Raw genomic sequence first — 14480 nt, 5'->3', positions numbered from 1 at the left:
CACAGATGAACGCTTTCCCTGAATCCGTGGTGCTCCTGGCCGACGACCGTACCCCGATCGGCACGGCGGACAAGTTCACGGTGCACACAGCCCACACGCCCCTGCACCTGGCGTTCTCGTGCCACGTCCGGAACACCGACGGTGACGTCCTGGTGACCCGACGAGCACTGTCGAAGAAGACCTGGCCGGGGGTGTGGACGAACACCTTCTGCGGCCACCCCGGTCCGGACGAGTCCTTCGAGGACGCCATCGGCCGTCGTGCCTCTCGCGAGCTCGGCATCACCGTGCGCGACGTCGAGGTCGTGCTGCCGGAGTTCCGGTACCGCGCGGTCGACGCCTCGGGCATCGTGGAGAACGAGGTCTGCCCCGTCTTCCGTGCCGTGACCGACGACACCCCGGCGCCCGCCGACGACGAGGTCGCCGAGTGGGCATGGGTGTCCGAGGACTCTCTCAGGCAGGCCGTCGCCGGCGCGCCGTTCGCCTGGAGCCCGTGGCTCGGGTGGCAGCTCGCCGAACTCGAGACCGCCGGGCTGCACGTCACGCGCTGACGCTCCTGCGCCTGCCGCGACGGGTTGTCCGACCCGTGCCGCAGGCGTACGCTCGACCGTCGGCAGCGCTCTGGGCGCCGCACGACGAGACGAGAAGGGCAGGTGAGGCGCGATGTCGGGTGACCATCCTCGATCGGGCCGGCCGCCCCTGTCGGTCGTCGCGCCCGCTCGCTGACCCTGCCCCGCCCCGGATCGACTCCGGGGCGCCATCGCGCCCGCCTGCTCCCCACCGAAGGAGCACGCACATGGCACTGATCGACAACGCGATCTACGTCCGGGGACGCCGCGTGGAGTCTCCGTCGACCCTGTCGCGCCCGGCTCGTGGCGACCTGACGTGGATCGGGCTGCTCCGGCCCGACCCGCGCGAGCTCGAGGCCGTAGCCGACGAGTTCGACCTGCACGAGAACGCCGTCGAGGACGCCCGCAAGGGACACCAGCGCGCCAAGCTCGAGCGCTACGGCGACACCCTGTTCCTGGTGCTCCGGCCGGCCTGGTTCGACCCGTCCGAGGGCACCGTCGAGTTCGGCGAGGTGCACCTGTTCGTCGGCGACCACTTCGTCGTGAGTGTCCGGCACGCCGCCCGACCCGACCTGGCGGTGCTGCGGGCACAGGTCGAGGCAGACCCGGAGTTCCTGGCGAAGGGGTCCGAGGCCGTGACCGCGGCCGTGCTCGACGAGGTCGTCGACGGCTACGGCCCCGTCGTCCAGGTCCTGCAGGAGCAGATCGACGCCATCGAGGACCAGCTGTTCGCCGGGCAGGTCGACCCCGGAGTCTCGAAGCGCATCTACCAGCTGCTCAGCGAGGTCCTCGCGTTCCAGCGGGCTACCACCCCGGTGCCGGCGATGGTCACGGGGCTGCTCCGCGGTGCCGACAAGTACGGCGTGGACGACGACGTGCAGCACCGGCTCCGCAACGTGCACGACCACGCGCTCCGTGTCACCGAGCGGGTCGACTCGTTCCGCGCCCTGCTCGAGAACGCCCTGACCCTGCACGCCACCCTGGTGTCGCAGGAGCAGAACGAGGCGATGCGCCGGATGACCAGCGCGAGCCTGGCCCAGGGCGAGGAGAGCCGGCAACTCGCCCGGGCAGCACACCGCCAGGGCGAGGAGGTCAAGAAGATCTCGTCGTGGGCGGCGATCCTGTTCGCGCCCGGCCTGATCGCCGGTGTCTACGGGATGAACTTCGACCACATGCCCGAGCTGCACTGGCACTACGGCTACCCGGTCGCGATCCTCGGCATGCTCCTGCTGATGGGCGTGCTCTGGGCGATCTTCCGCAAGCGCAACTGGCTCTGAGCAGACGGCGGATCGGCGCACAGGTGGCGCCGATCCGCCGGACGTGCATAATGATCTGGCCCGGATGTGAACGTGCACATCGATGTGCCACGACACCCGGGCGGAAACGAGCAGCAATGGCGTCATCGCGGACACAGCAACCGCGTTCGCCCAGCATCCGTGACGTCGCACGGATCGCGGGCGTCTCGCACCAGACCGTCTCGCGGGTGCTGAACAACTCGGACGCGATCCGGGCCGAGACGCGCGACAAGGTCCTGGCGGCCATGGAGCAGCTGCAGTACCGGCCGAACCGGGCCGCACGCGCCCTGGTCACGAGCCGGACCCACACGATCGGCGTCCTGACGGCCCGCCGCGCCCACTACGGTCCCGCCGTGGCACTGCAGGCGATCGAGGACGCCGCGATGCTCCGTGGCTACTCGGTCACGACGGCGAACATCGCCGAGGCGACCGATGCCGCCGTGCGCGAGGGACTCGGGCACCTGCTCGACCTCGACGTCGAGGGCATCGTCGTCATCGCACCCCAGCAGCGGGTCTTCGACCTGATCGCGGAGCTCGGCATCCGCACCCCCTACGTCACCATGCGCGCCAGCGTCGGCGAGGACCCGACGGCCTTGTGGGTGGACCAGATGGAGGGCGCACGACTGGCCACCGCGCACCTGCTCGACCTGGGGCACGAGTACGTGCGGCACATCGCCGGACCGCAGGACTGGATCGAGGCCGACGCCCGGATGCAGGGGTTCCTGCGCGAGATGTCCGACCGCGACATGGCCGTCACCCCGCCGATCCTGGGCGACTGGACCGCCGACTTCGGCTACCACGCCGGCCGCGAGCTGCTGCGGTGGCGGGACTGCACCGCGATCTTCTGCTCGAACGACCAGATGGCGCTCGGCGTCATGCACGCAGCGCGCTCGTACGGGCTCGACGTCCCGGGTGACCTGTCCGTGGTCGGCTACGACGACATCCCGGAGGCGAAGCACTTCTGGCCACCGCTCACGACGGTGCAGGTCGACTTCGCCGAGCTCGGGCGTCGCTGCGTGGACCTGCTGCTGCCGAGTGAGGGCGAACTGCTCCGGCCGATCGACATCGTCCCGCAGCTGGTCGTGCGCGCCTCCACCAGCGCGCCCCGTACGCGCTGACGCACCTCGGGCCGCGGCGCCCCGGGGTACCTGCCACGGACGTCCGACCAGGTACGCCCGGAAACACCCGGTACGCCCGGAACCACCCGGCGCCCCGGAGTACCTGCCACAAACGGGCATACCTGCCACGAACTTCCGACCAGGTACGCCCGAAGACACCAGGTACGCCCGGAATGACTGGGTACACCCGAAACGTCTCGGTACACCCGAAACCAACCGGCCACCCCGGAGTACCTGCCACAAACGGGCGTACCTGCCACGAACTTCCGACCAGGTACGCCCGAAGACACCAGGTACGCCCGGAATGACTGGGTACACCCGAAACGTCTCGGTACACCCGGAACCAACCGGCCACGCCGGCGTACCTGCCACAAACGGGCATCCCTGCCACGAACTTCCGACCAGGTACGCCCGAAACGACCAGGTACGCCCGGAACCACCCGGCCACCCCGGAGCACCTGGCACGAACGGGCGTACCTGCCACGAACGTCCGACCAGGGACGCCCGGAAGCGCCAGGCACACCCGCTCCGACAAGGCGAGCGCGGCTCCGGACGCGACCACCGAGCGGACGGGAGGCCCGTGGCGGGCCCGCCACGGGCCTCCCGTCCGCGCATGCGGTTCCGCGCAACGAAACGCGCGCTCCGGAGCCCCCTGACCCCAACCCGGGGGACGTTCCCTCCGGATCACGCACGCCGTTACGAAAACGCGACCAATCCGAATTGACAGCCGCACCGAGGCTGTGCGTAAATTGCCTCCGTCCAGCCGATGTGACCGTTCACATGAGCGTCACACCGAGCCGGATCCGGACGCGACAACGAAGTCCACACAGGCCCCCTGTGCTTTCGCTGCCGCAGCAGAACCACCCGAACACACTGCCGCACCGAAGCGGCAGAAGGAGATGCACTGTGGCGTCAACCCCGATCGACACCGGCCTCGAGACCCGGTCGATCACCGCACCCGAGACGATCCTCGAGATGCGCTCGATCACCAAGGAGTTCCCTGGTGTGAAGGCGCTGGCCGACGTCTCCCTCAGCGTCCGCGCCGGCGAGATCCACGCGATCTGCGGCGAGAACGGCGCCGGCAAGTCGACCCTGATGAAGGTCCTGTCGGGCGTCTACCCGTACGGCACCTACAGCGGCGAGATCGTCTACGAGGGCGAGGAAGTCCGCTTCTCGAACATCAAGCAGTCCGAGCAGGCCGGCATCGTCATCATCCACCAGGAGCTGGCGCTCATCCCGGAGCTCTCGATCACCGAGAACCTGTTCCTCGGCAACGAGCCTGGCCGCTTCGGGCGCATCGACTGGACCGCCGCGCAGCTCCGTGCGCAGGACCTGCTCGCCCGCGTCGGCCTGGCCGACGACCCGGACACGCAGATCAAGAACCTCGGTGTCGGCAAGCAGCAGCTCGTCGAGATCGCGAAGGCCCTGCACAAGGACGTCAAGCTCCTGATCCTCGACGAGCCGACCGCCGCGCTCAACGAGAACGACTCGCAGCACCTGCTCGACCTGATCGTCGGGCTGAAGGCCAAGGGCATCGCGAGCATCATCATCAGCCACAAGCTCAACGAGATCGAGCAGATCGCCGACGAGATCACGATCATCCGCGACGGCAAGGCCATCGAGACGCTCAACGTCAAGGCGGACGGCGTCAACGAGGACCGCATCATCCGCGGCATGGTCGGCCGCTCGCTCGAGTCGCGCTTCCCCGACCGCACCCCGAAGATCGGCGAGACCTTCTTCGAGGTCCGCAACTGGACCGTGCAGCACCCGCTCGACTCGTCGCGTCTGGTCTGCAAGGCCTCGAACTTCCACGTCCGCCGCGGTGAGATCGTCGGCTTCGCCGGCCTGATGGGCGCCGGACGCACCGAGCTCGCGATGAGCCTGTTCGGTCGCTCGTACGGCACCTGGCTCGACGGCCAGATCATCAAGGACGGCCGCGAGATCAAGGTCACGAACGTCCAGCAGGCGATCGAGAACGGCCTCGGCTACGTCTCCGAGGACCGCAAGGCGCTCGGCCTGAACCTGCTCGACACCGTGAAGCGCTCGACGGTCGCCGCCGACCTGCGGAAGATCTCGAAGCTCGGTGTCGTCGACTCGCTCGAGGAGTACTCGGTCGCCGAGAAGTACCGCAAGATGCTCCGCACGAAGGTGCCGAGCGTCGAGGACAACGTCGGCAAGCTCTCTGGTGGCAACCAGCAGAAGGTCGTCCTGTCCAAGTGGATGTTCACCGACCCGGACATCCTGATCCTCGACGAGCCCACCCGCGGCATCGACGTGGGCGCCAAGTTCGAGATCTACGGGATCATCCAGCAGCTCGCGGCCGAGGGGAAGGGCATCATCCTCATCTCGTCCGAGCTCCCCGAACTCCTCGGTCTCTCCGACCGGATCTACACCATCTTCGAGGGCCAGATCACCGCTGACCTCCCGGCCGACCAGGCCGATCCCGAATCGCTCATGCGCAGCATGACCTCCGCGCGGAAGGGCGCCACCGCCTCATGAACAACCTGAAACTGCTCTTCGGCAAGGGCAACAGCATCGGCCAGTACGGCATGATCATCGCCCTCATCGTGTTGCTGATCTTCTTCTCGATCACGACGAACGGGCTCATCCTCGAGCCGACCAACGTCATCAACCTGTTCCTGCAGTACTCCTACATCCTGATCCTGGCGCTCGGCATGGTCATGGTCATCATCGCGGGGCACATCGACCTGTCGGTTGGGTCGGTCGCAGCGGTCGTCGGCATCGTCGTGGCGCAGTCCATGGCCGTGTGGGACTTCCCGGTGTGGGCCGCCATCATCCTGGGTCTCGCGTGCGGCGCCCTGATCGGTGCGTGGCAGGGCTTCTGGGTCGCGTTCGTGAAGGTCCCGGCCTTCATCGTGACACTGGCCGGTCAGCTCATCTTCCGTGGTGTGAACCAGATCATCGGCAACTCGACGTCGGTCCCCGTCCCGGACGCCTTCACCCCGATCGGCGCCGGCTTCCTCGGTGACTTCGGCCCCGACTTCGGCTTCAGCAACGGCACGCTGCTCATCGGCCTCGTCACGATCCTCGCGCTCATCATCATCGAGGTCCGTGGCCGTGCCCGCCGTCGGAAGATGCAGGCCGAGGTCCCGCCGCTGTGGGTCTCGATCGTCCGCACCGGCATCCTGGTCGCCGTCACGCTCGTCGCCACGTACCTGTTCGGCGCCGGTCCGGTCGGCACCTCGGTCCCGATCGTCGCGATCATCCTCGGCATCCTGACCATCGTCTACGGCTTCGTCACGAAGAACACGATCTTCGGTCGCCAGGTCTACGCCGTCGGTGGCAACGCCAACGCAGCGGTCCTGTCCGGTGTCTCCGCGAAGAAGGTCAACTTCTTCGTCATGATGAACATGTCGGTCCTCGCCGCGATCGCCGGCATGGTGTTCGTCGCCTACTCCGGCGCCTCGGGCCCCGCAGACGGCACCGGCTGGGAGCTCGACGCGATCGCCGCCGTGTTCGTCGGTGGTGCAGCGGTCGCCGGTGGTGTCGGCACGATCTCCGGCTCGATCATCGGTGGTCTCGTGATGGCGCTGCTGTCGAACGGTCTGCAGCTCATGGGCCTCGAGTCCAACCAGGTGCAGATCATCCGCGGCCTGGTCCTGCTCGTCGCCGTCGCCTTCGACGTCTACTCGAAGTCGCAGGGTCGTCCGTCCCTCATCGGGGGCATGATGCGGCAGTTCCAGCGGAAGGACACCGAGCAGAACACGGTGGCCGCCCAGCAGCCGCGGTCCATCGAGGACCAGCCGGACAAGATCACCCTCCCCTAGTCCACCCCTCCCCACAGCGGGGCTCCGGCCCCACACCTCCTCAACGAAGAGAAAGCACTCACATGCGCAAGAAGATCGTCGCCGGCCTCAGCCTGGCGCTCATCGCGGGCCTCGCCCTCAGCGGCTGCTCGGCACGCGGCTCGTCCGACGACGCCGGCAGCACCAGCAGCATCAAGAAGGGCGACCTCATCGGCGTCGCCCTGCCGGCCAAGACCTCGCAGAACTGGGTCCTCGCGGGTGCCGCGTTCAAGAAGTCGATCGAGGACGCCGGCTTCAAGGCCGACATCCAGTACGCCAACGCCGGCAACCCGGTCCCCGACCAGCAGTCGCAGATCTCGGGCATGATCACCAAGGGCGCCAAGGCCGTCATCATCGGTGCCGCCGACGGTTCGCAGCTGACCGCGCAGGTCAAGTCCGCCAAGGACCGTGGCGCCGTCGTCATCGCCTGGGACCGCAACATCCTGAACACGAAGAACGTCGACTACTACGTGGCGTTCAACAACTTCAAGGTCGGCCAGCTCCAGGCCGAGGCGCTGCTCAAGGGCCTCGAGGAGAAGAAGGGCGACAAGCCGTACAACGTCGAGCTCTTCGCCGGTTCGCCGGACGACGCCAACGCGACCGTGTTCTTCAACGGTGCGATGGACGTCCTGCAGCCGAAGATCGACGACGGCACGATCAAGGTCGTCTCCGGTCAGACCACGTTCCAGAAGGTCGTCACGCAGGGCTGGCTCGCGCAGAAGGCCCAGTCGCGCATGACCGACCTGCTCTCGCAGTACTACACGGGTGACACCGAGCTCGACGGCGTCCTGTCGCCGAACGACACTCTCGCCCGTGCGATCCTCACCGCGACCAAGGCCGCCGGCAAGGACAACCCCGTCGTGACGGGCCAGGACTCGGAGACCGCGTCCATCCCGCTCATCATGAAGGGCACGCAGTACTCGACGATCTTCAAGGACACGTCGAAGGAGGCCCAGGCGGCCGTCGACCTCGTCTCCACGCTGTCGAAGGGCGACAAGCCCGACACGACGATGGACAAGACGAACAACTACAACGGCAAGAAGACGGTCCCCGCGATCGAGCTCACGCCGGTCCTGGTCACCAAGGACAACGCCGTCGAGGCCTACAAGGGCAACGACACCCTCGAGGAGCTCGCCAAGAAGGGCTGATCTCCCCAGCACCACGGACGGCCCCGTCTCGCCTCGGCGAGACGGGGCCGTCCTGCGTCGTCCGGGGGCCGGCCACACGGCGGACGGGAGGCTCGGTGCACGTCGTGATCCGTGCCTCCAGTCCGCCGTGTGGTCCACCCAGGGCACGTGGCCGCGTCCGGTCCGCGCCCGCGTCCGTCAGGGGTGGGCAGCGCGCAACCGGCGCGCGGCGTCGGCGAGGTGCGGCACGTCGGTGCGGGCGGTGCCGAACACGAGCGCACGCGTCGTGTCGAAGTACCGCCGGGTCAGCCGCTCCCCCAGGTCGGACACGCGCGACCACGGGATGCCGGGCTCGCTCGCGGTGACCCCGGCGGGGAGCACCCGGACCGCCTCACCGATCTCGACCAGGCGCATCCGGACCGCGTCGTGCACCAGGTCTTCGGGCACCCGCTCGTCGTCGATGTAGCGCCGGATCGCCTCACACGCCCGGATGACGTCGTCGAGGCGGTCGGCCACGGCACGGCGGACACCGCCGGGCTGGGCACTCACAGCGGCACCGCGGTCCGGACGACCCCTGGGCGCATGCCCGCGGCGTCGACCACGTCGACCCGGACCCCGAGCAACCGTTCGGCGGCGTCCTGGATGCGCATCAGCGCGAAGATGCCGAGCCCCGCGTCGACGTCGACCATCAGGTCGACGTCGCTGTCCGGACCGTCCTCACCCCGGGCGACGCTGCCGAAGATGCGGGGATTCCGCCCGCCGAACCGCTGCACGATCTCGAGGAGGTCCTGCCGGGCCGCGACCACGCGCTCGAGGAGCGGCGGGGGTTCCTCGACCGGCTGCAGGTCGATCGTCGTCGTGAAGCCCGCCGCGCGGAGCATCCGCTGCAGGGCTGCGAGCGACGGTTCGCGCCGACCGTTCTCGTAGGTGCTGATGACGCTCTGCGTGACGCCGGCGCGCTGGGCGAGCTGGACCTGGGTCAGTTCGGCGCGTTCACGGGCGTCGCGGATGAGCACCGCGGCCGACAGCGGCGGGGCGGACCGTGGGGGAACAGCGGACATGCTGCAACGATACACAGCATCCAACATTTCGTCCGCCGCCGGAGCGGCGCACGCTCAGCGGGGGTCGGAGACGTCCGCCCGGTGGAAGTTCTGCGCCGAGCGCGACGCGGTCGGGCCGCGCTGACCCTGGTAGCGGGACTGGTACTCGGCGGAACCGTAGGGCTTCTCGGCCGGGCTCGACAGCTGGAAGAAGCACAGCTGTCCGATCTTCATCCCCGGCCACAGCTTGATGGGCAGGGTCGCGACGTTCGACAGCTCGAGCGTCACGTGCCCGGAGAACCCGGGGTCGATGAAGCCCGCGGTCGAGTGGGTCAGGAGGCCGAGGCGGCCGAGCGAGCTCTTGCCCTCGAGCCGAGCGGCGATGTCGTCGGGCAGCGTCACGACCTCGAACGTGGAGCCCAGGACGAACTCGCCCGGGTGCAGCACGAACGCCTCGTCCGGGTCGGTCTCGACCAGGCGGGTCAGGTCGGGCTGGTCCACCGCGGGGTCGATGTGCGGGTACTTGTGGTTGTCGAACAGCCGGAAGAACTTGTCGAGCCGGACGTCGATGCTCGACGGCTGCACGAGCGAGGCGTCGTACGGGTCGAGGCCGATCCGGCCTTCGGCGAGCTGGGCGGTGATGTCGCGGTCGGAGAGCAGCACGGACGAAGCCTAGCGGCAGCGGGCGTCGCGCCGGTATGCTGCCAGGCTGCCCAGCACCCGGGCGGGCGGCGTTCGGAGCAGTGATGACCACGTACACCGTCGACGAGATCACGGTGCCCGCCACCATGGACGACGACCCGGCGACCGTCGCGACCTTCGCCGAGTGGCTCGCGGTGTCCGACGGCGCCGAAGCCGCCGTGCACGGGCTGCACGAGTTGGCCTGGACGCCGGAGGAGTACCTGCCGCTGTGCCGCGAGCCAGGTGCCCCGAGCCGGCTCGTCGTCGCCCGCGACGACCGCGGCACCGTGGTCGGTGCGGGCTCGTACGACACGAAGCAGGAGCCCGGCACCACCAACTGCTGGCTGTCGGTCGGCGTCGACCCCGAGCACCAGCGCCGCGGTGTCGGGACGCTGCTCGCCGACCACCTGGAGTCGATGGCCCGCGCCGACGGCCGCACGCAGTGGAAGACGTACGCCGTCTCGCGGCAGGTCGGGCCCGCGTCCGGGCCCGGGTACGTGCAGGCCCCGACGGGGTTCGGCGCCGTCCCGGAGGACGAGGCCGGGGTGCGGTTCCTGACCGCCCGCGGCTGGCACTTCGGCCAGGTGAACCGGATCAGCCGACTCCCGCTGCCCGCCGACGCATCCGTGGTGCGCGGACTGCACGAGCGGGCGTCTGCTGCTGCCGGGCCGGAGTACCGCGTGCACGCCTGGACCGGTCGGACGCCGGAGCAGTGGCTCGACGGCATCGCCCTGCTCGAGACCCGGATGAGCACCGACGCGCCCGCCGGGGACATGGAGGAGCCCGAGGACGTCTGGACCGCCGAACGACTCCGGGAGCACGAGGACGAGCTCGCCCGGGCACCGCGCGCCCTGCTCACCGTGGCCGTCGAGCACCTACCCACGACCACCCTGGCCGGTTTCACGCAGCTGTCCGTGCCGGACGACCCCGCACGGCCGGCACAGCAGTGGGACACCCTGGTGCTCCGCGAGCACCGCGGCCACCGGCTCGGCTGGCTGCTCAAGGTCGTCGGGATCCAGGAGCTCGAGCGGCGGTTCCCGGGGCGCCCCTCGGCCATCACGTTCAACGCGGAGGAGAACCGCCACATGCTCGACGTGAACGAGGCCGTCGGGTTCGTCGGCGTCGGCTGCGAGGGCATCTGGGAACGGCGGGTCTGAGCGCGCATCCGAGGGGCCGCCGTCCAGCCGACACGCCTACGATTGGACGGTCATGACCGTCACGTCACCCGAAACCCAGCCCACGGGGTCAGCGCCGGACGCCGCCCCCACCACCGGGCGTTCGTCCACCGTCGCGACGGTCCTCGTCATCGCGATCCCGCTGGCCGTCGCGTGCTCGATCCTCGGGCTGACGATCACCGGTGCCTTCAGCGCGAGTCAGCAGCTGGTCTCCGCCGGAGACGTCGTCGAGTACGGCCTGCCGATCGCCCGGGTCGTGCACGACACGATGGCGGCGCTGACCATCGGGCTCCTCATCGTCGCGGCGTTCGCGCTGCCCGCGCAGAAGAAGGACCACGGCGCCCTGTCCAGCGTGCAGCACCGTGCGACCCGGTGGGCTGCTGCGACCGGCGCCGTCTGGTTCCTGGCTGCCGCGGTGAGCATCGTCCTGACCGGTGCGAACACCCTCGGTGTCCCGCTCACCAGCCCGGTGTTCGCCCGCAACTTCATGCTCTTCGCGTTCCAGGTCGAGATCGGCCAGGCGCTCGTGGTCTCGGCAGCCGCGATCCTCGTCGCCACGGTGGTCGCCGCCTTCGCCACCCGGGTGACGACCCTGGCGTTCGCCACCGTGATCGGCCTGTTCGCCCTGCTCCCCCTGGCCCTGTCCGGCCACGCGGCCGGGTCGCTCGAGCACGCGAACGCGGTGAACTCGCTCGCGATCCACCTGGTCGGGGTGTGCGTGTGGGCCGGTGGCCTGGTCGCCGTGGTCCTGCTCCGCACCCGCACCAAGGGCGCGACCGGACGTGTGATCGCCCGGTACTCGACGCTCGCCGGCTGGTCGTTCGGGGCCGTGGCGTTCTCCGGCATCGTCAACGCGTCGCTGCGCCTGACCGGTCCGCTCGACCTGTTCACGACGACGTACGGATGGCTCATCACCGTCAAGGCGCTCATCCTCGTGCTGCTCGGCGTCGCGGGCATCGTGCAGCGCCGGAAGCTCGTGCCCGGGCTCCTCCGCGCGCCGCTCGACCGCCGCCTGTTCACCCGGTTCGCCCTGGCCGAGATCGTGTTCATGGCCGTGGCCATCGGTGTCTCGGTCGCCGTGTCCCGCTCGCAGCCGCCGATCCCGCAGACCCCGGCGACGGGCGAGGACACCCGCTCCGGCCTGATCGGGTTCCCGTTCCCGCCGGCGCAGACCACGCAGACGTACCTGACCCAGTGGCACATCGACTGGGTGTGGCTCGGCCTGGCCGTCGTCGGGGCCGTCTGGTACCTGCTGGCGGTACGCAAGCTCCGGAAGCGCGGCGACGCCTGGCCCGTCGGCCGCACCATCGCCTGGCTGATCGGCTGCGCCCTGTTCATCTGGACCACGTCGGCCGGCCCTGCCGTGTACGGCATGATCCACTTCTCGTCGCACATGCTCCAGCACATGCTGCTGATGATGTTCGTCCCGCTGCCGCTCGTGCTCGGTGGCCCGGTGCTGCTCGCGCTCCGCACCCTGCCGGTCCGGAACGACGGCTCACGCGGCGCCCGCGAGTGGCTCATGCTCTTCGTGCACTCCCGCTGGATGCAGTTCCTCGGCAAGCCCGCCGTCGCGGGGATCATCTTCGCCGGGTCCCTCGTGGTGTTCTACTTCACGCCGGCGTACCAGGCCGCGATGCAGTCGCACGAGTGGCACGTCGCGATGATCATCCACTTCGTCCTGAGCGGCTACCTGTTCTTCTGGGTCTTCGTCGGCGTCGATCCGGGCCCCCAGCGCCCGCCGTACCCGATGCTCATCATCACCCTGCTGGCCACCTTGGCGTTCCACGCGTTCTTCGGCGTCGCGGTCATGACGTCGCAGTCGGTGTTCGCGATCGACTGGTTCCACGCACTGGGCCAGACGAACGACGCCGCACTGCTCGACGACCAGCACACCGGCGGCGGCATCGCCTGGGGCGCTTCGGAGCTCCCGATGGTGTTCGTGGCCCTGCTCGTCGTCCGGAACTGGATGCGCTCGGACAAGCGCGACGCGAAGCGCCTCGACCGCAAGGCCGACCGCGACGGTGACGCCGACCTGAAGGCCTACAACGAGCGCCTGGCGGCGATGAGCAAGCGGGACTGACCCGCAGCACCGGTCACACGGCGGGCGCGGTTCCCGTCAGTCCCCGTGGACGATGCAGACCGCGTCGAGGTCCATCGCGGCCTCGAGGGCGGCCGAGATCCCCGATTCCCCGTCGGGGCCGGCGGGGGTCACGGTGTCGACCCACCACAGCGGCGTCGCCAGGGTCGGGGCGTCCGGCAGGATCCGCTCGACCTCGTCGAAGGAGTCCACCCGGCGGACTCCGAGCACGGTGATCACCGGGTGGGTGGCGTCCCGGCAGACCTGCATCATCGGGCCGTCGTCGAGCGCCCGGACACCCCAGGTCTCGTCGTGCAGCAGGAGCGCCTCCGCCACCTCGCGCGTCTCCACCGGCTGGCGGCAGAGGATGGTGACGTCACGCGGCACCCTGACCGCCCACCATCCGGTCGTCGCGGACGTGTCCGTCGAGCGTGCCCTCGTCGTGCGCGGGGTCGAGCGGTGCGCCGCCGACCAGCTGCAGGAAGCGGTCCTCGTCGATGCGGTCGAGGAACGACTCGAGCGCTTCCCAGCCGTCCTCGAAGCGGACGATCATGCCGCCGTCGTCAGCCGCGTCGGCATCCGGACGGGCGGCCGAGCCTGAGCCGGCTGCGAAGGTCGCGGTCGTGGTGCGCGGTGGCGGCCAGACGCCGTCGCGGTCCAGGAAGCCGGCGGCCTCGGGCCCCACGACGACGGCGAGCGGCGACGGCTCGCCGTGCGAGACGGCCCGCACCAGGTGGTCCGCGTCGCCGCGGCGCTGCATGACGACGCCGAACACGGGGACGACCTGGTCGGCGACCCGCTGCACGGCGTCGAACATCCGGTTCGCCAGCCCCGGGTCGGTGTTCTCCTCGGGCACGGTGAGCACGGCGGACATCGTCTCGACGACGACCCCGCCGACCAGGTGCGCGGTCATCGTCGCGGAGAACCCCTCGCCGACGGCGTACGAGGTCGAGATGCCGGGTGCCTCGTGCTTCGCGTACTGCGTGACGACCCAGCGGTCCCACGGCACGGTGAGCGGTTCGGCGGTGCCCCACCGGGTCGGGCAGGTGCCGACGGTGTGGCACAGCGCCTCGATCGCGGAGCCCATGTCGACCGCACGGCCGGGGTGGTGGCGCAGGGTCAGGTCGATGCTGATCTGTCGCACCGAGTCGGCCGAGACGGGGTGCTCGGGCGACGGGGTGCCCACGAGTTCGGGGCCGCGGTGCACGAAGTCCTCGATGTCCGATGCGGCGACGCCGGTCCGGCCGTCACGCAGCGTGCCGTCGAAGTCGGACACCGCCCACGCGGCGCCGTACGCGCCGAGCGCATGACGGAGCGCCGGGGTGATCGCCGCGGCCCGGCCGGTGCGGAGCACGACCGTCCGTCCGGCGTCCGCCGACCGGCGGAGCAGCGAGGCGAGCGCATCGGTCAGCCACACGACGGGCGAGGCGGACTCGACCACGATCGCCGAGCCGACCACGTCGTCGATGAGGGGATGCCTGACCATCCGGGTCCTCCTCGGTTCGGGGCTGGAACTCCCTGGACGGTACACACGGGGGCGACACCTGTCCGTCAGGCGCCCACCCTCACAGCGGAGACTCGGGAGGCGCGACACG

At 69.7% G+C, this 14480-nt stretch carries 13 protein-coding genes; 8 read left to right on the top strand and 5 right to left on the bottom strand.

The features are described 5' to 3' along the window. The first annotated feature begins 5 nt into the window (after positions 1 to 5). The 6 genes from idi (at position 6) to DEJ21_RS12390 (ending at position 7933) form a co-directional block, all read left to right on the top strand. Positions 6 to 548 (top strand): isopentenyl-diphosphate Delta-isomerase, encoded by a 543-nt coding sequence (gene idi, locus DEJ21_RS12415; protein ID WP_110864939.1) that lies wholly within the window; start codon positions 6 to 8, stop codon positions 546 to 548. 245 nt (positions 549 to 793) lie between these two features. Continuing rightward, positions 794 to 1843 (top strand): magnesium and cobalt transport protein CorA, encoded by a 1050-nt coding sequence (locus tag DEJ21_RS12410; RefSeq protein ID WP_111224764.1) that lies wholly within the window; start codon positions 794 to 796, stop codon positions 1841 to 1843. 116 nt (positions 1844 to 1959) lie between these two features. Beyond that, positions 1960 to 2979, top strand: a complete 1020-nt coding sequence (locus DEJ21_RS12405) for a LacI family DNA-binding transcriptional regulator (RefSeq protein WP_111224763.1) — start codon at positions 1960 to 1962, stop codon at positions 2977 to 2979. Positions 2980 to 3954: 975 nt separating this feature from the next. Then, positions 3955 to 5478: a multiple monosaccharide ABC transporter ATP-binding protein gene (gene mmsA, locus DEJ21_RS12400; protein WP_111224820.1), complete on the top strand. Its 1524-nt coding sequence runs from the start codon at positions 3955 to 3957 to the stop codon at positions 5476 to 5478. Then, complete coding sequence (gene mmsB, locus DEJ21_RS12395; protein WP_111039392.1) at positions 5475 to 6767, top strand: multiple monosaccharide ABC transporter permease; 1293 nt, start codon at positions 5475 to 5477, stop codon at positions 6765 to 6767. The genes mmsA and mmsB overlap by 4 nt, the downstream gene beginning before the upstream one ends. Positions 6768 to 6829: 62 nt before the next feature. After that, positions 6830 to 7933, top strand: coding sequence for a sugar-binding protein (locus DEJ21_RS12390; protein WP_111039391.1), 1104 nt, complete (start codon positions 6830 to 6832; stop codon positions 7931 to 7933). 177 nt (positions 7934 to 8110) lie between these two features. On the opposite strand, the gene DEJ21_RS12385 is transcribed toward DEJ21_RS12390, so the two are convergent. The 3 genes from DEJ21_RS12385 to dcd are packed head-to-tail and all read right to left on the bottom strand — an operon-like array spanning position 8111 to position 9615. Continuing rightward, the gene (locus tag DEJ21_RS12385; RefSeq protein ID WP_111033041.1) at positions 8111 to 8461 is read right to left on the bottom strand and encodes a DUF86 domain-containing protein; all 351 of its coding nucleotides are present in this window, start codon (positions 8459 to 8461) and stop codon (positions 8111 to 8113) included. Further along, positions 8458 to 8973: a helix-turn-helix domain-containing protein gene (locus DEJ21_RS12380; protein WP_111029679.1), complete on the bottom strand. Its 516-nt coding sequence runs from the start codon at positions 8971 to 8973 to the stop codon at positions 8458 to 8460. Before DEJ21_RS12380 ends, DEJ21_RS12385 begins: the two co-directional genes overlap by 4 nt. A gap of 54 nt (positions 8974 to 9027) precedes the next feature. Continuing rightward, complete coding sequence (gene dcd, locus DEJ21_RS12375; protein WP_027464935.1) at positions 9028 to 9615, bottom strand: dCTP deaminase; 588 nt, start codon at positions 9613 to 9615, stop codon at positions 9028 to 9030. Between the two features lie 83 nt (positions 9616 to 9698). On the opposite strand from dcd, the gene DEJ21_RS12370 reads away from it, so the two are divergent. Together DEJ21_RS12370 and DEJ21_RS12365 are read left to right on the top strand one after the other, a co-directional pair. After that, the gene (locus DEJ21_RS12370) at positions 9699 to 10790 is read left to right on the top strand and encodes a GNAT family N-acetyltransferase (protein ID WP_181435865.1); all 1092 of its coding nucleotides are present in this window, start codon (positions 9699 to 9701) and stop codon (positions 10788 to 10790) included. 52 nt (positions 10791 to 10842) lie between these two features. Beyond that, on the top strand, positions 10843 to 12888 hold the full coding sequence (locus DEJ21_RS12365; RefSeq protein WP_111224761.1) for a cytochrome c oxidase assembly protein: 2046 nt from the start codon (positions 10843 to 10845) through the stop codon (positions 12886 to 12888). Positions 12889 to 12924: 36 nt separating this feature from the next. On the opposite strand, the gene DEJ21_RS12360 is transcribed toward DEJ21_RS12365, so the two are convergent. Beyond that, complete coding sequence (locus DEJ21_RS12360) at positions 12925 to 13236, bottom strand: hypothetical protein (RefSeq protein ID WP_146243392.1); 312 nt, start codon at positions 13234 to 13236, stop codon at positions 12925 to 12927. Positions 13237 to 13261: 25 nt separating this feature from the next. Next, positions 13262 to 14371 carry a DUF6177 family protein gene (locus DEJ21_RS12355; protein WP_071404923.1) on the bottom strand — a complete coding sequence of 370 codons (1110 nt, stop codon included), beginning with the start codon at positions 14369 to 14371 and terminating at the stop codon, positions 13262 to 13264. Between the last annotated feature and the right edge of the window lie 109 nt (positions 14372 to 14480).

The sequence above is a fragment of the Curtobacterium sp. MCSS17_006 genome (assembly GCF_003234215.1).
In the GTDB taxonomy this organism is placed as follows: domain Bacteria; phylum Actinomycetota; class Actinomycetes; order Actinomycetales; family Microbacteriaceae; genus Curtobacterium; species Curtobacterium flaccumfaciens.
Note: the sequence above shows the minus strand (reverse complement) of the source record. Positions and strands in the feature narration are given on the sequence as shown.